The following is a 16,817-nucleotide window of genomic DNA, read 5'->3' on the forward strand; positions in this document are numbered from 1 at the left end:
ACTGTCGCCCATGCGCCGCCCCGCCCTGATGGCTTTGCTGCTGCTGCCCCTGCTGGGGGGTTGCCGCTACAACCTCGTACCGGTCATTCCCCGCCCGGTCGAGTTCTCGCTGCCGGCGCGGGTGACGAACGCGGCGCTCGTGCGCGACGGTCAGGCGCTCGTGCTGCGGGCGGTCGTCGAGGGCGAGTTCGAACCGGGGTATCTCGGCGTGACGTGGTACGACGACGCCCGTCCCCTGGGCACCGACAGCGTGTATCTCGACGCCTCGGGCCGCGAGGCGACCTTCCGCTTCGACGCCCCCGAACCGGGCGCCTACCGCGCCACCCTGAGCTTCGGCGGCACGCTGCTGCGGCAGGTTGAGCTGTACGAGGTGCAGCCGTGACCGTGACCGCGCCCGTACAGACTGTGCCCTTACAGGAGGGGCCCGGAGAGCCGGGAGCCGTGGAGGGCGTCGTCGAGTGGACGGCCGGCACCCGTGACCGCCTGATCTGGCGCGGCGACAGGCTGGAACCCTACCGCCAGGAGCCCTGGCCTGCACCTGTGAACTACGGCTGCCTGCCCGGCACCCACAACCCGGCCGACGCCGCCGAGGTGGACGCCGTGTGGTTGGGCGAGCCGCTGCCGGCCGGCACCCGCCTGCGCGCCGTGCCGACGGGTCTGTTGTCCCTCGCCGACGGAGACCATAAGGTCGTCTTCGGCCGGGTAGACGGCTCTGGGCCAGACGGGCTGGGGACAGCGGCCCTGCTTGCCTGGTTTCCGCCTGAACGCGGCGCGCGGCTGCTCGGCGCGGCCGAGGCCTGGGCGTGGTTGGCGTCCCTGGAACAGCTGGAGAGTTAGGGCGCAGCAGGCGTCTGGTCCAGGCCCGTTGCCTTCCAGGAGGAGGCGATGGCGGCCGTGCGCCGCAACACCCAGCCCATTGCGTCGCTGCCGGGAAACGACACGGCGCTGTGGTCCTCGCGCGCCGACACGAAGCGCTCGATCCCGGCTGAGGAGCCGTCGGGCCGGATGTTCGGGGTCAGCTCGAACAGGTAGTTGACGAGCAGGCCGCCGCCCGCGCTCAGGCGGGAGGGCAGCCGTTTGCTCTGCACCTCCAGGTCGCGCTCTACGTGGTTCCACACGAGGTCCTTGCCGCGCACCTGTCGCCCGGCGACCCGGAGCAGGTCGCAGGCGTCGGCAGCGCGCGGCGCGCCGGGGCGGTCGAGCCCGGTGGCGGCGAGCTCGGGGCCGTGGTCGAGATTCCAGGCGATGCAGATGCCGTCAAGGTCGATCTGGAGGGCGACCGGCAGCTCGGGATGCGTCTGGGAAAAGTGGTGCAGCCACACCGAGCCCTGCGAGTGCCCGAGCAGCACCAGTCGGGGGGGCTGTACCCCCGCCGCGCGGCTCTCGGGGCTGAACCACGCCGCCTGAACGGCCGTCATGTCACGCAGCAGGGCCGCGTAGCCGCGCTGCTGCCCCGGTGCCTTGCGCGAGGTCCAGGTCAGGGGGGCGCCGCTGGCGTAGCCGGCCACCTCGGTCCGCAGGCCCTGGGCCGTCATGACCTGCGCCACCGCGTCGAGGGTCCCGCGCGCCGAGAGGTAGTCCCAGTTGTCGTAGGGCGCCTGGCAGGGAGGGCCGCAGCGTCCCGACACCGCGACCACGAGCACGTCGGGCACCGGGCCGGTGGTGTCGAGGGCCGGCGCCTGGGTGGTGCGCAGCAGCTCGGGGGCGCAGCCGGCGAGCAGGGGGGCGCCCAGCAGGAAAACCGCGAGAGCAGGGCGGAAAAAGAGCCGGGGACGTGCCATAGATTCGATCAGACCTCGGGAATGTGGGCGGCCGGTCAGGGTTGGCGCCGGAGCCGTCCGCCGGTGCTGGCCGACCGAAAGCGGTTCAGAAGAAGCGGCCCACGTCGCGCACGACCACGAACAGCATCAGCGTCATGACGAACGCGAAGCCCGCGAAGTTCACGGCCTGCTCCTGCGAGAAGGTCAGCGGCCGGCCCCGCAGCGCCCCGAACAGCACGAGCAGGATGCGCCCACCGTCCAGGCCCGGAATCGGCAGGAGGTTGAAGAAGGCCAGCGAGAGGTTGAGCAGCACGCCGACCTGCACGAGGGCCCATGGGCTGGTGGCCGCCGCCTGACTCACGATCTGCGCCGTGCCGATGGGCCCACTGACGTTCTCGTCGGAGGCGAGGTTGAGCGTGAACAGCCGCGCGAACAGGTTCCCGAAGGCGCGCAGCACCTGCGGTACGGCCTGAACTGTGGTGGTCAGGGCCGTGCCCACCGCCGCCGGCACGCTGGTGGGCTGCACGTCCGGCCCGTAACGGATGCCCAGCAGTTGCCGCTGGCCGCCGACCGTGGGCTGCCAGTCGAAGGCCACCGTGCGGGTCTGGCCGCCGCGCTCGACGGTGAAGGTGCGCTGCCCGGCGCGGCCCAGACTGTCGCGCAGGCTTTCCCAGCCGGGGGCCGCCGCGCCGCCGATGGTCACCGTGTCGGGAATGTCCTGCCCGTCGATGGCGGTTACCACGTCGCCGGCCTGCAGGCCCAGCGCCGCTGCCCGTGACCCGGTCTGCACGCTCTCGATCCGCACGCGGTCGGGGGCCGGGACGCCCTGGGCCGTGAAGGTGACGGTCATCAGCGCTATCGCCAGCAGCAGGTTCATGAGCGGCCCGGCGAGCAGCACGGCCACCTTGCCCCAGGCGCCCAGACGGGCGAAGCCGTGGGTCGGGTGGCGGTAGACCGGCTGGCCCTGCGCGTTCTGACCGTCTTCGACCGGGGCCATACCGTCGATCTCGACATACCCGCCGATGGGCAGCAGCGAGAGCCGCCACTCGGTGCCGCGCCAGTCGCGCCTGAACAGCACTGGCCCCATGCCGACGCTGAACGACTTGACCGCCACGCCCTGCCAGCGTGCCAGGGCGTAGTGGGCCAGCTCGTGCAGAAAGGTCGCCAGACCGATGATGAGCACGGTCCACAGCAGCCCCAGAGGTGTAAGGGCCGCCGCGATGCCCTGCACCACGTTCATGTCCGCACCCCGGCCCGGACCAACTCGCGCGAGCGTGTCCGTGCCCAGGCATCGGTTGAGGTCAGGCTGTCCCAGGTCAGGTGGCCGGCCGGCGTGTCGTCAAGGACACGCTCAAGCAGCCGGGGAATGTCCAGAAAGCCGATCTGGCCCGCCAGGAAGGCCTCGACCGCCACCTCGTCGGCGGCGTTCAGGGCCACGGGTGCCAGGCCTCCCATCTCGCCCGCGCGGTAGGCGAGCGCGAGACACGGAAAGCGCACCGGGTCGGGGTCGCGGAACTGCCACTCGCCGCGCAGCGGCCAGCCCAGGTGACCGCCGACCTCACCGCCCCGGCGCGCGCCGCGCACGTCGCCGGGGCGCTGCATCCCGCTCGGGGCCGCGTCGACGGCGTAGGCGATGGGCAGCCGCATATCGGTCGGCCCGAACTGCGCCTTGAGACTGCCGTCGCGGAAGCGCACCGCCGTGTGTACGAGGCTCTGCGGGTGCACAACCACGCCCACCTGCGACAGGGGCAGGCCGTACAGGCTGGCGCACTCCATGACCTCCAGACCCTTGTTCATGAGCGTGGCGCTATCGATGGTGACCTTCGGCCCCATGCTCCATGAGGGGTGCTTGAGGGCCTGCTCGGGCGTCACGCCGCTCAGGTCGGCGGGGCCATCGCGGAAAGGGCCGCCCGAGGCGGTCAGGATCACCTCGGCCACGTCGGCCATGTCCTCGCCGGTCAGGCACTGGTACACGCCGGTATGCTCCGAGTCCACCGGCACCACGCGCCCGCCACCGACCGCAGCTGCCTCCCACATGAGGTGGGCGGCCGTGACCATCGCCTCTTTGGTCGCCAGGGCGACCGCGCGGCCCGCCTCCAGCGCCCGCCGGGTGGGCGACAGCCCGATCAGGCCGCTCATGGCATTGACCACCACGTCGGCGGACTGAGCAGCGGCCTCGTCGGCATCGGCAACCACCCGCGCGCTGGTCCCCAGCAGGTCGCGGGCTTGGCTGTAGACGGAGGCGTCCACGCTGACGACCTCCGGCCGGAACTCCCGGACCTGCGCGGCCAGCCGCTCCAGATTGCGCCCTGCGGCGAGCGTGCCCACCGCCCAGCCGCGTTCGCGCGCCACATCCAGCGTCTGCGTGCCGATGCTTCCCGTGCTGCCCAGAACCGTCAACTTCATCGGCCTACATGGTAAGGGCAAGAGGCAAATGGGAAAAGCGGAGGCTTCGGAAGATAGGGAGACCGGGTAAAGCGGCCCGGTTTACAGAGTTGGCCGCTTCCCACCTCACGGCCCCTGAAGTTCACGGATGCAGAGACCGGCCTCCGGCTAGTCAGGGCAGCAGGGTCAGCTTCTGCGGAGGCAGTTGGAACCTCAGGTCCTGAGCGTATTCCTTGGAAAACGTCAGTCCCGTCACGAAGACCTTGAGGGTGTAGTCCCCCGGTTTCAGAGGAAATCTGGGCTGAAACCGGTTGAGGTCGAAGTTCAGCTTCAATTCCTGATCACAGGTCCCAAGGGGGGGACAGTCGAGGTTGTAGGCGACGGCATGGACAAGCCCGGGCGTGGCCCAGAACACAGCTTTTCCGGAGCTGTCCTCGATGACGGCGTCCAGGGCCGCTTCACCATACTTGCCATTCAGCGTCTGGGCCGTGACGTTGGTCAGTTGCACGGTGACCTGATAGGGAGCGCCGCTTCTTCCCGTTCCGGGGGCCACGAGCGCCGCGTGAACCGGGCTGCCGGATGGGAGTGCCGGCGGGACGGCGGGCACACCCACCACCCGGACCTGATCGGGGCTGAGGACGATCCCCGCAAGTTTCAGCGTCTCCACCACTTCTTGTGGGGTCACGCTGCCCACTCCGGCGATGGAGTTCAGGGGTGTTCCAGGCGTCAGAGGGTCACGGCCCGAGCTGAAGACGCGGAAGGGCAACAGGTCCAGGGCCTCGCCATAGGTCAACTGCCGTGGGGTCTCCTGCGGCGATTCGGTGGAGGGCCGGGGCGCCGTATTTCCACAGGCGACCAAGAGGCAGGCGGGCAGTAGCAGGCGTTTCACAAGAAGAGCCTAAAGCGGCGGCCCGCGGCCTGTTGCCGCATTTGTCTGCGCGGCCCGCTCCCCCTCAGTTCACCAGAATGCTGATCTTCAGGAAGAGGTAGGTGGCCGGCACCGCGAACAGCAGGCTGTCGATGCGGTCGAGGAACCCGCCGTGCCCCGGCAGGCTGCTGCCACTGTCCTTGACGCGCAGCGCCCTCTTGATCAGGCTCTCGGAGAGGTCGCCCAGCTGCGAGGCGCTGACCACCAACACCGAATACAGGAAGGCTTCGAGCGGCGACCAGATGTGCGCCAGCGAGGTCATCACGAGCACGATGACGAAACTGAACAGCAGTCCACCCACCGCGCCCTCGACTGTCTTGCCGGGGCTGACCTCGGGGGCCAGCTTACGCCGCCCGAAGTAGTGCCCAGCAAAAAAGCCCCCGATGTCGGCCGCGAAGGTCGCCATCAGCGGCAACGCGAAATACAGCAGCCCGCGCTCGGCGTCCGGGGCGTAGCGCAGCATCAGGAAGTACCCCAGCAGCCAGGGAATGTAGAGCAGCCCGAACACGCTGTAGACCAGCCGTTCGAGCGGCCGCTCACCGGGTCGGATGACCTCCAGTACCAGCAGGGCTCCGACCGCGATGGTCAGCACTGCCTCGCGCCACGAGCCGCCCGCCCAGGGGGCCTGTGGCCACATCGGCAGACTCGCTACGATGATCGCCGCCCCGAACAGCATCACCGAGATGCGCCGCACGTCGATGTCGTTCTTGTCGAGCATCCGCACGTATTCGTACAGGCACATCACCGATACGACGATGAGGGCGGGCAGCATGGCCCACCACCCGATCCATACGACCAGACTCAGCGCCGCGAACCCGACCACCGAGGTCAGGACGCGGCTGCTCAGCGACTCCATGCGGCCTCCGCTGCTCTACGGGCACAGGGGGGCGGCGGGCGCTGGGCCGGGCACCCAGGACCCACCGTCTGCACGCCCTGGGCCGGGCACCAGGGCCTCACCCTAAGATTTCCTGCTCCTTCTTCTGGAAGGTGCTGTCCACCCGCGCCACGTACTCGTCGGTGATCTTCTGCACGTCGGCCTCGCCGCGCTTGATCTCGTCGTCACCGATACCCTCGACCTTCTTGACCTCGTCGAGCGTCTGCTTACGGATGTTGCGGATTGCCACCCGCGCGTCCTCGGAGTAGTTCTTGGCGTTCTTCACGAGGTCCTTGCGGCGCTCCTCGGTCAGCATCGGCAGCGAGATGAAGATGGTGTCGCCCTTATTGTTGGGGTTCAGGCCCAGGTCGCTGTCGCGAATGGCGCGCTCGATGGGCGCCAGCGCGCCGCGGTCCCACGGCGTGATGACCAGCGTGCGGGCGTCGGGGGTGGAGATGCTTGCCACCTGGTCGATCGGCACCGTCGAGCCGTAGTAGTCCACGAGCACCTTTTTCAGGATGCCGGGGTTGGCGCGGCCCGTGCGCAGCACGGAAAGGTTGTTTTCCAGCGACTCGATGGCCTTGCCCATGCGGTCGCGGGCGTCGGCCTGAATGCTTTTCATGTCTGCCATGTGCGGGTCTCCTTGAGGGGAATGTTGCGGAAGTTTAGCGTGCCGTGCGCAGCCCGCAGCTGTAAGGTCATCTGCCCGGAGCTGCGGGCCACGGGAGGCGGCTCAGCTCTGGATGAGCGTGCCGACCCGCTCGCCCCGGAACAGGCGTTCGAGATTGCCTTCCTGGAACAGATCGAACACCACGATCGGCAGGCCACGGTCCATGCACAGGGTCAGGGCGGTAGCGTCCATGACCTCCAGGCGGCGTTCGACGACTTCCCGGTGGGTCAGTTCGCGCAGCAGCTTGGCGTCGGGATTCTTGCGGGGGTCACTGTCGTACACGCCGTCCACCTTGTTCTTGGCCATCAAGACGACATCGGCCCCGAGTTCCAGGGCGCGAAGGGTGCTCGTGGTGTCGGTCGTGAAGAAGGGCGCGCCGTTGCCCCCGCCCAGAATTACTACGCGGCCCTTTTCCAGGTGCCGGATGGCGCGGCGGCGGATGTATGGTTCGGCGACCGCGTGCATCTGGATGGCGGTCATGACGCGGGTGGGGCGCCCGGCCGACTCCATGGCGTCTTGCAGCGCCATCGCATTCATGACGGTGCCCAACATGCCGATGTAGTCGGCGGTCGCCGGGTCCATCCCCTCACCGTTGCGCGCGCCGCGCCACAGGTTGCCGCCCCCGATGACCACGGCGAGTTCCACGTCCGTGCCCTCAAGTGCGGTGACGATTCGGCGGGACAGGGCGCTGGCCTCCTCGGGACTGATGCCGAAGCCGGAGGCTCCCGCCAGAAATTCACCGGACAGCTTGAGAAGAACGCGTTTGAACATGGATACCTCGCTTGGAAAGAGAAAAAAGAAAACCCCCGGCAGCCGCAGGGGCCGCTGGGGTGTGGAACTCCTGGCGGCCCGGAAAACAGGGGCGAATACGCCGCCCCGACTTTCTTACGAGCCGATTTCGAAACGGACGAAACGCTTGATGCTCGCGTCGCCCAGGTACTGCGCCACCGTCATGCTGTTGTCCTTGACGAAGTTCTGCTCGGGCAGCACCTTGTCCTGGTAGAACTTGCCGATCTGACCGCTGACGATCTTCTCGACGATCTGCTGGGGCTTGCCCTCGTTGAGCGCCTTGTTGGTGAGGATCTCGCGCTCCTTCTCGATGTCCTCGCCGTTCACTTCGTTGCGGCTGAGGTACTGAGGGCGCTCGGCGGCCACATGCAGGGCCACGTCCTTGGCGTGCGCTTCGGTGCCGCCTGCCACGTCCACGAGCACGCCGATCTTGCCGTTGCTGTGCACGTAGCCGGCGAGCTGCTCGCCTTCGCCCGCTTCGATAAAGGCCACGCGGTTCAGGACCAGATTTTCGCCGATCTTGCCCGCGGCGGCGGCCACGGTGGTGCCCACGGTATCGCCGTCCAGCGAGAAGTTCTTGAACTCCTCGATGTCGCTGGTGCCGGCCTGGAGGGCCGTCTGGGCCAGCTTCTCGACCAGGGCCTGGAAGTCGCTGTTGCGGGCCACAAAGTCGGTCTCACTGTTCACTTCGACCATGGCGGCCTTGTTGCCGCTCACGACGAAGCGCACGAGGCCTTCACGGGCTTCGCGGTCGCTCTTCTTGGCGGCCTTCACGATGCCGCGTTCGCGCAGCAGGGCAATCGCCTTGTCTTCGTCGTTGCCCGCGTCAGACAGGGCCTTTTTCACGTCCATCATGCCCGCGCCGGTCAGTTCGCGCAGTTTCTTGATCGATTCCATCATGGTGGGTACCTCCAGAAAAGAAATGAGGGTTTGGGGTGGTGAGGCGCTCAGCAAGAAGGGCGCGGCCCGCTTCCCCGCGAGATGGGGGAGACCCGCGCCCTCCAGGTGGCGGGTCTTAGCTGCGGCCCTGCGTGGTGGTGAGGACGGCTTCTTCGCCGTTCTCGGCCTGCTCGGCACCCGCGATCTCGGCGGTGCCGCCTTCGACACGCTCGCCGCTCACGTCTTCGCCGCCGCCGCGCGCCTCGACCAGCAGGTCACCGATGCGGTGCGTGATGAGCTGGATGCTGCGGATAGCGTCGTCGTTGCCGGGCACGATGTAGTCGATGACATCGGGGTCCGAGTCGGTATCGGCCAGGGCGATGACGGGAATTCCGAGCTTGTTGGCTTCCTGCACGGCGATGACTTCCTTGGTGGGGTCCACCACGAAGATCGCGTCGGGCAGGCGGGTCATCTTGCGGATGCCGCCCACGAAACGCAGCAGACGCTCGCGCTCGGTGCCCAGCTCCACACGCTCCGCTTTGGGGCGGTCGTTGATGCGGCCCGACTCGAACATGTCGTCGAGTTCGTTGAGGCGGTCGATGCGGGTGCGCATGGTGCGGAAGTTGGTGAGCATGCCGCCCAGCCAGCGGCTGGTCACGAAGGGCATGCCGGTGCGGCGGGCCTCGAGTTCCACGATTTCCTGCGCCTGCTTCTTGGTGCCAACGAACAGGATGACGCCGCCGCGCTCGGCGAGGTCCTTGATGTAGTCGAAGCTGCGGTCGACCTGCTTGAGGGTCTTCTGCAGGTCGATGATGAAGATGCCGTTGCGCTCGGCGAAGATGAATCGCTTGAACTTGGGGTTCCAACGCTTGGTTTCATGGCCGAAGTGCACGCCGGCTTCGAGCAACTGCTTCATGCTGATGTACGACATTGATACTCCTGGGCGTTGCAGTGGGAAAAGTTTGCCGTCCTCATGCCAGCCCGGCGTCAGGAAGACGCCTTGGGGGCCAGGCCGCGCGCGACGCCCGGACACGCTGCGGCAGGGATCATGGGGGCACCCAAAAAGAGATGTTATCAGGTGAGAGACCTTCTGGAAACCCTCACGTGGTGGGGGCCGCGCGGCGCCGGGCGGCCACTGTGCCCAGGCGTGCAGTAATCTGCGGAGCACACAACCGTGATCCGCCTGCTCAGGCCCGTTCGGGCGCTGCTAGGCCCACGCCTCGTACCCTGTAGGTCGGGCTGGGCTTGCTTTTTATGTCTCCGGCGTGTAGAGTGTTCATTCGTGCGCCGGGAGGAGATACCCCCCGGCTGGAGAGCACCCCTCCTATCAGGGACGGGCGGTTGCCGAGAACATGGATACCTAGGGTTGCCTGAGTGGTTCGACGAGGTTGGTCGCGAAGGGCGTTTGTGGGTCTTGTTCTGGTCACTGGACCACCTGGGGAGCTTTCCCGAAAGGACCACAAATGAACTTTGATCAACTGATCGCGCCCGAACTCGCGGCGCGCCTCGCCGAACGCGGTATCACCGAAGCCAGCCCCATCCAGGCCGAAAGCCTGCCTCATACCTTGCAGGGCCGCGACCTGATCGGCCGCGCCCGCACCGGGACAGGCAAGACGCTGGCCTTCGCCCTGCCCATCATCCAGAACCTGGAGCCCAGCCGTGAGCGTTCGCGTCTGCCGCGCGCCATCGTGGTCGCCCCGACCCGTGAGCTCGCCAAGCAGGTCGCCGAAGAGTTCGCCAAGTCGGGTCTGGACCTGACCACCGTGACCGTCTACGGCGGCGCGAGCTACGCTCCGCAGGAAAATGCCCTGCGCCGCGGCGTGGACGTGGTCGTGGGTACCCCCGGCCGCCTGATTGACCACCTGGAGCGCGGCAACCTCGACCTGAGCGCCGTGCGCTACGCCGTGCTCGACGAGGCCGACGAGATGCTGAGCGTGGGCTTCGCCGACGCCATCGAGACCATCCTCGAGAAGACGCCCGAAAGCCGCCAGACCATGCTGTTCAGCGCGACCCTCAACGGCGACATCAACCGCCTGTCGCGCAAGTACCTGCGTGACCCCCTTAAGGTGGACATGGTCGGCGAAGGCAAGAGCCAGGCAGCCCAGACCGTCGAGCACCTCAAGGTGAAGGTGGGCCGCAGCCGTACCCGCGTGCTTGCCGACCTGCTGACCGTCTACAGCCCCGAGAAGGCCATCGTCTTCACCCGCACCAAGCGCGAAGCCGATGAACTGGCAAACGAACTGATCCACCGCGGCATTGAGAGCGAGGCGCTGCACGGCGACCTGGCCCAGACGCAGCGTGAGCGGGCGCTCGGCGCTTTCCGCAGCGGACGCGTGGGCGTGCTCGTGGCCACCGACGTGGCGGCGCGCGGTCTGGACATCCCCGAGGTCGACCTCGTAGTGCAGTACCACCTGCCCCAGGACCCCGAGAGCTACGTGCACCGTTCGGGCCGTACCGGCCGCGCCGGGCGCACCGGCACCGCGATCATCATGTACGGCGACCGCGACGGCCGCGAAATGTCGGGCCTGGAACGCATCACGGGCGTGCGCTTTATTGAGCGTCCCCTGCCGACCCCCAAGGAAGTCGCCTCGGCGAGCGCCCGTTCGAGCGCCGATCTGGTTCGCCGTGTGGACAGCGGCGCGGCCCAGGGGTTCCAGGAAGAAGCCGAGCGTCTCTTCGGTGAACTGGGTCTCGAAGCCCTGACCCGCGCCCTGGCCAAGATCAGCGGCGTGACCGAGCCGGCCAAGGCTGCCAGCCTGCTGAGCGGCGAAGAAGGCCTGACCACCCTGATCCTGCACGGCGAGCGCCTCAGCGTGCCCCGTACCGTGGCCGTCCTGGCACGCGGCAGCGACCTCGACACCCGCCGTCTGGGCAAGGTGCGCCAGTGGCGCGGCGGCACGGTGGCCGACGTGCCCAGCGAGTACGTCGAGAAGCTGCTCGCGGCCAACCCCCTCGAAGGCGATATCCAGGTGGAAGTCGCGCAGGAACTGCCCGAACTGTTCGAGGCCCCCACCCGTGAGCGCCGTGAAGGCAGCTACAACGGTGGCAACCGCAGTAACCGCGACGAAGGTGGATACCGCGGCGGCGGCAACCGTGGCCAGGGCGGCGGCTACGCCGGACGTGGCGGCAACGACCGCGGCGGCCAGGGTCGCTGGAGCCGTGACGGCGGCGGCCAGAGCCAGAGCCGTTCGCGCGAGGACTTCGCTGACCGCGAGTTCGTGCCCAGCGGCCGCTGAGGCTTCCTTAAAGACCGCGCGGCCTTCTCCCCCAGGGAGAGGGCAGGCCCCTGCCCCCACCGGGCGGGGGTTTTTCGCTGTACCGGCGCGGCGCACGGTTTGTCCAGCCGCAACCCGGTAACATAACCGAATGACGAAAAGCATTACCGATTTTCAGGATGAACGTGGCCGTATTACCAACTGGCCCAGCGACCGCCGCGTAGTGCAGCAGCAGGCCATCTTGCACCACCTGCGCGGCTTGTTCGAGTCGGGCGTGTCGTATGGGCGCCCGGAGGTCGACCGTCTCCTGGCCACGCACACCACCCTCGAAGATCCCTCCATCCTGATTCCCGAACTCGTCGAGGGCGACTACCTCGCCACCGACGGCCAGACCTACTGGCGGGCCGACGGGCGTCCCGGTGTGGCGGCCCCCGACGCGGAGCCGCGTGGCTAAAAGCGTCACGCGCTACGTCTGCACGAGCTGCGGCTACGCGTCGGCCAAGCCGCTGGGGCGTTGCCCGAGCTGCCAGGCGTGGAATTCCTTCGAGGAGGAAGTGCCGACCATCGCCACCGGCAAGGGGCGCGGCGGCCTGGGCGGTTACGGGGGTGTGTCGGGCGGCAAGCTCACGGCCCTTTCGGCCGTCGGGCGGCGTGAGGAACCGCGGACCTCGTCGGGGATCCCCGAACTCGACCGAGTGCTGGGCGGCGGCCTAGTGGCGGGCGGCGTCACCCTCATCGGCGGCGAGCCGGGCATCGGCAAGAGTACGCTGCTGCTGCAGGTCGCCGACCGGGTGGCCCGGTCCGGCAGCGTGCTGTATGTAGCGGGCGAGGAATCGCTCGAGCAGATCCGGCTGCGGGCCGACCGCCTGGGAGTCACGGCGGACGTTCAGCTCACGCGGGACACGCGGGCCGAGCACATCGCCGCCCTGATGGCCGAGCACAAGCCTGCGCTATGCATCGTGGACTCCATCCAGACCGTGACGGTCGAGGGTGAGGGAGCGCCGGGAGGCGTGGCGCAGGTGCGCGACGGAACGTCGATGCTGACCCGCGCCGCCAAGGAGACGGGCACGCCGACGGTGCTGGTGGGGCACGTCACCAAGGACGGGACTGTCGCCGGCCCGAAGGTGATGGAGCACATCGTGGATACGACGGTCTTTCTGGAGACAGTGGGGTCGTTCCGGCTGCTGCGGTCGGTGAAAAACCGATTCGGGCAGGCGGGCGAACTCGGCGTCTTCGAGATGCGCGGCGAAGGCCTGATCGCCGTCGAAAACCCGTCGGCCGCCTTTCTGGCCGAGCGCCCGGTGGGTGTTCCCGGTAGCGTGGTCGCCGCGACCATCGATGGACAGCGGCCCATGCTTCTGGAGGTGCAGGCGCTGGCCTCCAAGACGCCCTACCCCAATGCCCGCCGTGTGGTCGTGGGGTTGGACCCCCGGCGTGTGGACGTGGTGCTGGCCGTGTTGGAGCGCCGCCTGGACCTGACTTTGGGCGGCTTGGACATCTACGTGAACCTCGCGGGCGGCCTGAAGGTGGCCGATCCGGGGCTGGACCTCGCGGTCGCGCTCGCCGTGTACTCGGCGGTAGTGGGCCGCGCGCTGCCCGAGACAGTCGTGACCTTCGGCGAGGTTGGGCTGGCGGGTGAGGTCCGGCAGGCGCAGTCGGCCCTGCGCCGCGCCGAGGAGGCCCGCCGCGCCGGCTACAGCCGCCTGATTGTGCCGCCGGGCCTGGACGGCCAACCGGGGATCCGCAGTGTGGAAGAAGCGGTGGGTGTGGTCTGGCAGGCCGCGGGACAGGCTCGGGCCTAGCCCGGAGCTGGGTCTACAGAAACCAGAGCCGGTCGGGCCGGCAGAAAAGCGTGGCCCGGGCCGATCCGGAGTCCGGGCCTGCATTACCATGACCCCATGACCGCTCCCGCCCACCCCCTCGCCGCCCCCCTGCTGGCCGGTGAGCGGCGGGCGCTGGCGCAGGCTATTACTCTGAGCGAAAGCACGCGTCCCGAGCACGAGACCCAGGCCCAGACGCTGTTGGCAGCCGTGCTGCCCCATGTGGGCCGCTCGCTGCGGCTGGGCTTGACCGGGGTACCGGGTGTGGGCAAGAGCACCTTCATCGAGGCGCTGGGGGTCTGGCTGGCCGACGCGGGGCACCGGGTTGCCGTTCTGGCCGTGGACCCCAGCAGCGCTCGCACGGGCGGCTCCATCATGGGCGACAAAACGCGGATGCCGATGCTGGCTGTGCATCCGAACGCCTTCATCCGCCCCAGCCCCAGCGGGGGCACGCTGGGCGGCGTAGCCCGGCGGACCCGTGAGGCGGTCACGCTGTGCGAGGCGGCCGGCTACGACGTGATTCTCGTCGAGACGGTCGGTGTGGGCCAGAGCGAGACGCAGGTGGCGGCCATGACCGACCTGTTCGTGCTGCTGACTCTGCCGAACGCGGGCGACGAGTTGCAGGGGGTCAAACGCGGCATCATGGAACTCGCGGACCTGTGTGTGGTGAACAAGGCCGACCTCGATCCGCGCGCGGCTATCCGCGCCCAGACGCAGCTGCGCGCTGCCCTGACCCTGCTCACGCCTCACGGGGCCCCCTGGCGACCACGGGCGCTGCGGGCGTCGGCGGTGACGGGCGAGGGGCTGCCGGAGGTGTGGGCCGCGGCCCAGGACTACGCCCGCGAGATGGACCTGCCGGCCCGGCGCCAGGCGCAGGCCGCCGTATGGTTCGACGACCTGCTGCGCGAGGCCGCATGGAAGGTGTTCAGGGCCGGTACGTCGCCCACGCGCCTGGCGGAGTTGCGGGCGGCGGTGCAGGCGGGGACCCTGACGGCGGTGCAGGCGGTCACGGCGCTGCTAGCGACCCCGACATCCGGCGCAGAATGACCTGATGGTCCTCGAAAAAATGCCGGGGATGCGCTAGGCTCCATGCCAGCGGCACCGGCTGGGCGCTGTCCAGGTCTGGCCCGCTGCCCGAATTCAGGACATGGGCCACGCTCGGCAGCACCAGTGAACGCGACGGATGGCTGAACACCCGCGCGCCGGGCGGCGAAGGTTCCTCGGCGCCGAGCCAGTGCCCCGGCAGTTCCCACAGCCCACGCCCGATGGGGCCGGAGCGGCGGCGCAGCCAGACCTGACCCTCTGCGAGCTGAAAGTGCCGCACCTCCCGCAGCGGCGACGCGGCCCCGGCCAGCCGCGCCCGCTCGGCCTGGACGGCGGCGTATTCGGCCTGGAGGCGGCGGAAGGTGCGGGTCTGCCGGAAGGCGGCCAGCGCGGTTTGCACGGCGCCCGGTAGGTGCTCGGGCAGTTGGTCCGTGAAGTAGGCCTGCCGCACGTCGGTCGCGTTCAGGCCCGGCGTGATGGGCGAAGCCTCGGCCGTCCACTCGGGGAACCAGCGCAGGTAGCTGCTGGTGACGTCCTTCTCGAAGCCCACCAGGACGGCGCCGGGCGTATTGACCGCCCTCCGCACCTGCCCGGTCCACAGTTCGGTGTCGAATTCGTCGGGCAGGGCGCGGAAGCGTACGCGGCGCAGGTCGGCCCCCGTTTCGGCAAGCGCCGCACGGATCATCCCCACGCGCTCGGGGGCGCTCCAGGGGTTCTTGACGCTGCGGGCCAAGTTGGCGCTGCCGGGCAGGACCAGCAGTCGCCCGTGCCGGTCCAGGGCGTCCATCATGGTGTTCAGGTGGGCCTGGTGCGGCGGCTGAAAGCGCCCGATGTAGACCGCCAGGGTCATGGGCGCGGCCGGCCCTCTGGCCAGGCGCGGGGGCCACAGGAGCGGCAGCCCGGACCGGCCGGCCGGTACCCCACCCCCCTCACAGCCCGTGCTGCTCGCGCAGTTCGGCGATGAGGGCGTCGCGGCGTTCCTGCAGCGGCCGGCTGAGGCTCACGCGGTAGACGTGCGGGTTGAGCAGGCGCAGCGTGCCCTCGGGTAACTGGGCGAGGTCGGCCTGGGCGCGGGCCTGGAGCGCGCTCAGCGGTTCGGGGGAAGTGAGGCGGCGCCCCGCGTCCATCACGCGTACGCGGGCGTCACTCCAGGTCAGGCCCGCCGGGACGCGGCTGCTGCGCAGAGGGTTGCCGGGGTCGCCGACGCGCTCGCTAGGCTGCGGAGCGGCCTCAGTGTCTATGGACACCACGTCCAGCGCGAGGCGGCCCGAGGCGTCTATGCCCCGCCACACGCGCTTGGGGCCGGGCACGCTGGTCTTGCCGGGGTCGCCGGTCAGTTTCATCTTGTCGGTCCCGTTCAGGGCCACCAGTTTGTAGACGCCGCCCAGCGCGCCGCCTCCGTCACCGCCCCCGGTGGCGAGCTGGGTGCCTACCCCGTAGACGTCGATGCGCCCGCCCTCGCGGATGACCGATTCGATGACCGACTCGGAGAGGTCGTTGCTGGCCGTGATCCTGACCCCGGGAAAGCCCGCCTCGTCCAGCTGCGCCCGCACCCGCGCCGACAGGTAGGCGAGGTCCCCCGAATCCAGGCGTACGCCGCGCAGTTCGTGTCCCGCCTCCCGCAGTTCGCGCGCCACCGTCAAGGCGTTGGGCAGCCCGCTCTCGAGCGTGTCGAAGGTGTCGATCAGCAGCGTGGTGTTGTCCGGGTACATCTGGGCATAGGCGCGGAAGGCCTCGAGCTCGTCCGCGAAACTCTCCACCCAGGCGTGGGCGTGGGTCCCCACGGCCGCCAGCCCGTAGCGCCGCGCCGCCTCGACGTTGCTCGTGCCGGTCGCGCCGCCCACGACCGCCGCGCGGGCGGCCCCGAGCGCGCCGTCGGGGCCCTGCGCACGCCGGGCTCCGAACTCGACGACCGCCCCGCCGTGGGGGCTACGCTGCGCGGCCGTCAGGCAGCGGGCAGCCTTGGTGGCGATCAGGGTCTGGAAGTTCAGGACGTTCAGCAGGGCTGTCTCGACGAGCTGCGCCTCCCACAGCGGCCCCTGCACCGTCAGCAGCGGCTCGTTCGGAAAGACGACGTGGCCCTCAGGAAAGGCCGTTACGCGGCACGAGAAGCGCCAGCTGCGCAACGCCTCCAGAAACTCGGGCCGGAACTGGCCCAGCGTCTCCAGATAGTTCAGGTCGTCCGGCGTGAACCGCAGGCCCTCCAGGTAGTCCAGCGCGACTTCCAGCCCGGCCCACACCGCGTAACCGCCCCGGTAGGGATTGCGGCGGTAGTACAGGTCGAACGTGGCGGGGTGCGTGTGCAGCCCGGCCAGAAAGTACCCCTGCATCATGGTGAGCTGGTAGAGGTCGGTGAACAGCGCCGAGGCGAGGGGGGTGGCGGGGGGCAGGTCGGCCACGCCGGCGGTCAGGGGGTCGGGACGGTTCATGTGGTCACCCTAGAGCAGCGGCGC

Annotated in this window: 17 protein-coding genes; 6 read left to right on the forward strand and 11 right to left on the reverse strand. The window is 69.1% G+C overall.

Annotated elements, in window-relative coordinates:
- Positions 1–10 precede the first annotated feature (10 nt).
- Positions 11–382, forward strand: coding sequence for a hypothetical protein (locus ASF71_RS08865; RefSeq protein WP_056298167.1), 372 nt, complete (start codon positions 11–13; stop codon positions 380–382).
- A gap of 23 nt (positions 383–405) precedes the next feature.
- Positions 406–837 carry an inorganic pyrophosphatase gene (locus tag ASF71_RS08870; RefSeq protein WP_369814981.1) on the forward strand — a complete coding sequence of 144 codons (432 nt, stop codon included), beginning with the start codon at positions 406–408 and terminating at the stop codon, positions 835–837.
- On the opposite strand, the gene ASF71_RS08875 is transcribed toward ASF71_RS08870, so the two are convergent.
- The 9 genes from ASF71_RS08875 to rpsB all read right to left on the reverse strand — a co-directional run bounded on the left by ASF71_RS08875 (position 834) and on the right by rpsB (position 9,216).
- Positions 834–1,781, reverse strand: a complete 948-nt coding sequence (locus ASF71_RS08875; RefSeq protein WP_056298173.1) for a hypothetical protein — start codon at positions 1,779–1,781, stop codon at positions 834–836. The two genes, ASF71_RS08870 and ASF71_RS08875, sit on opposite strands and share 4 nt — an antisense overlap.
- Before the next feature lie 85 nt (positions 1,782–1,866).
- Positions 1,867–3,000: an RIP metalloprotease gene (locus ASF71_RS08880; protein WP_056298176.1), complete on the reverse strand. Its 1,134-nt coding sequence runs from the start codon at positions 2,998–3,000 to the stop codon at positions 1,867–1,869.
- Positions 2,997–4,166 (reverse strand): 1-deoxy-D-xylulose-5-phosphate reductoisomerase, encoded by a 1,170-nt coding sequence (dxr, locus tag ASF71_RS08885; RefSeq protein WP_056298179.1) that lies wholly within the window; start codon positions 4,164–4,166, stop codon positions 2,997–2,999. The genes ASF71_RS08880 and dxr overlap by 4 nt, the downstream gene beginning before the upstream one ends.
- Before the next feature lie 151 nt (positions 4,167–4,317).
- A complete protein-coding gene (locus ASF71_RS08890; RefSeq protein ID WP_156372681.1) occupies positions 4,318–5,034 on the reverse strand; it encodes a hypothetical protein in 717 nt (238 codons plus the stop codon).
- A 64-nt stretch (positions 5,035–5,098) separates the two neighbouring features.
- Positions 5,099–5,929, reverse strand: coding sequence for a phosphatidate cytidylyltransferase (locus ASF71_RS08895; RefSeq protein WP_056298186.1), 831 nt, complete (start codon positions 5,927–5,929; stop codon positions 5,099–5,101).
- A gap of 97 nt (positions 5,930–6,026) precedes the next feature.
- Positions 6,027–6,578: a ribosome recycling factor gene (gene frr, locus ASF71_RS08900; RefSeq protein WP_056298188.1), complete on the reverse strand. Its 552-nt coding sequence runs from the start codon at positions 6,576–6,578 to the stop codon at positions 6,027–6,029.
- 102 nt (positions 6,579–6,680) lie between these two features.
- Complete coding sequence (gene pyrH, locus ASF71_RS08905; protein WP_056298192.1) at positions 6,681–7,388, reverse strand: UMP kinase; 708 nt, start codon at positions 7,386–7,388, stop codon at positions 6,681–6,683.
- 114 nt (positions 7,389–7,502) lie between these two features.
- On the reverse strand, positions 7,503–8,306 hold the full coding sequence (tsf, locus tag ASF71_RS08910; RefSeq protein ID WP_056298195.1) for a translation elongation factor Ts: 804 nt from the start codon (positions 8,304–8,306) through the stop codon (positions 7,503–7,505).
- 115 nt (positions 8,307–8,421) lie between these two features.
- Positions 8,422–9,216 carry a 30S ribosomal protein S2 gene (gene rpsB / locus ASF71_RS08915; protein WP_056298198.1) on the reverse strand — a complete coding sequence of 265 codons (795 nt, stop codon included), beginning with the start codon at positions 9,214–9,216 and terminating at the stop codon, positions 8,422–8,424.
- A 532-nt stretch (positions 9,217–9,748) separates the two neighbouring features.
- On the opposite strand from rpsB, the gene ASF71_RS08920 reads away from it, so the two are divergent.
- The 4 genes from ASF71_RS08920 to meaB all read left to right on the forward strand — a co-directional run bounded on the left by ASF71_RS08920 (position 9,749) and on the right by meaB (position 14,367).
- Positions 9,749–11,521 carry a DEAD/DEAH box RNA helicase gene (locus ASF71_RS08920; RefSeq protein WP_056298201.1) on the forward strand — a complete coding sequence of 591 codons (1,773 nt, stop codon included), beginning with the start codon at positions 9,749–9,751 and terminating at the stop codon, positions 11,519–11,521.
- 130 nt (positions 11,522–11,651) lie between these two features.
- Positions 11,652–11,954 carry a DUF2087 domain-containing protein gene (locus tag ASF71_RS08925; RefSeq protein ID WP_056298204.1) on the forward strand — a complete coding sequence of 101 codons (303 nt, stop codon included), beginning with the start codon at positions 11,652–11,654 and terminating at the stop codon, positions 11,952–11,954.
- The gene (gene radA / locus ASF71_RS08930) at positions 11,947–13,302 is read left to right on the forward strand and encodes a DNA repair protein RadA (RefSeq protein ID WP_056298206.1); all 1,356 of its coding nucleotides are present in this window, start codon (positions 11,947–11,949) and stop codon (positions 13,300–13,302) included. Before ASF71_RS08925 ends, radA begins: the two co-directional genes overlap by 8 nt.
- A gap of 96 nt (positions 13,303–13,398) precedes the next feature.
- Positions 13,399–14,367: a methylmalonyl Co-A mutase-associated GTPase MeaB gene (gene meaB / locus ASF71_RS08935; RefSeq protein WP_056298209.1), complete on the forward strand. Its 969-nt coding sequence runs from the start codon at positions 13,399–13,401 to the stop codon at positions 14,365–14,367.
- Here the strand turns inward: meaB and ASF71_RS08940 are convergent.
- Both ASF71_RS08940 and ASF71_RS08945 read right to left on the reverse strand, forming a co-directional pair.
- Positions 14,327–15,214 carry a hypothetical protein gene (locus tag ASF71_RS08940; protein WP_056298212.1) on the reverse strand — a complete coding sequence of 296 codons (888 nt, stop codon included), beginning with the start codon at positions 15,212–15,214 and terminating at the stop codon, positions 14,327–14,329. The genes meaB and ASF71_RS08940 overlap by 41 nt on opposite strands.
- Positions 15,215–15,293: 79 nt before the next feature.
- Positions 15,294–16,793: a nicotinate phosphoribosyltransferase gene (locus ASF71_RS08945; protein ID WP_082505715.1), complete on the reverse strand. Its 1,500-nt coding sequence runs from the start codon at positions 16,791–16,793 to the stop codon at positions 15,294–15,296.
- Positions 16,794–16,817 lie beyond the last annotated feature (24 nt).

Origin of the sequence: Deinococcus sp. Leaf326, from assembly GCF_001424185.1 — a bacterium.
In the GTDB taxonomy this organism is placed as follows: domain Bacteria; phylum Deinococcota; class Deinococci; order Deinococcales; family Deinococcaceae; genus Deinococcus.

Coding starts and splice junctions, on each gene's coding strand:
- ASF71_RS08865 (WP_056298167.1), top strand. CDS start 11: ATGCGCCGCCCCGCCCTGATGGCTTTGCTGCTGCTGCCCCTGCTGGGG.
- ASF71_RS08875 (WP_056298173.1), bottom strand. CDS start 1,781: ATGGCACGTCCCCGGCTCTTTTTCCGCCCTGCTCTCGCGGTTTTCCTG.
- ASF71_RS08880 (WP_056298176.1), bottom strand. CDS start 3,000: ATGAACGTGGTGCAGGGCATCGCGGCGGCCCTTACACCTCTGGGGCTG.
- dxr (WP_056298179.1), bottom strand. CDS start 4,166: ATGAAGTTGACGGTTCTGGGCAGCACGGGAAGCATCGGCACGCAGACG.
- ASF71_RS08895 (WP_056298186.1), bottom strand. CDS start 5,929: ATGGAGTCGCTGAGCAGCCGCGTCCTGACCTCGGTGGTCGGGTTCGCG.
- frr (WP_056298188.1), bottom strand. CDS start 6,578: ATGGCAGACATGAAAAGCATTCAGGCCGACGCCCGCGACCGCATGGGC.
- pyrH (WP_056298192.1), bottom strand. CDS start 7,388: ATGTTCAAACGCGTTCTTCTCAAGCTGTCCGGTGAATTTCTGGCGGGA.
- tsf (WP_056298195.1), bottom strand. CDS start 8,306: ATGATGGAATCGATCAAGAAACTGCGCGAACTGACCGGCGCGGGCATG.
- rpsB (WP_056298198.1), bottom strand. CDS start 9,216: ATGTCGTACATCAGCATGAAGCAGTTGCTCGAAGCCGGCGTGCACTTC.
- ASF71_RS08920 (WP_056298201.1), top strand. CDS start 9,749: ATGAACTTTGATCAACTGATCGCGCCCGAACTCGCGGCGCGCCTCGCC.
- ASF71_RS08925 (WP_056298204.1), top strand. CDS start 11,652: ATGACGAAAAGCATTACCGATTTTCAGGATGAACGTGGCCGTATTACC.
- meaB (WP_056298209.1), top strand. CDS start 13,399: ATGACCGCTCCCGCCCACCCCCTCGCCGCCCCCCTGCTGGCCGGTGAG.
- ASF71_RS08940 (WP_056298212.1), bottom strand. CDS start 15,214: ATGACCCTGGCGGTCTACATCGGGCGCTTTCAGCCGCCGCACCAGGCC.
- ASF71_RS08945 (WP_082505715.1), bottom strand. CDS start 16,793: ATGAACCGTCCCGACCCCCTGACCGCCGGCGTGGCCGACCTGCCCCCC.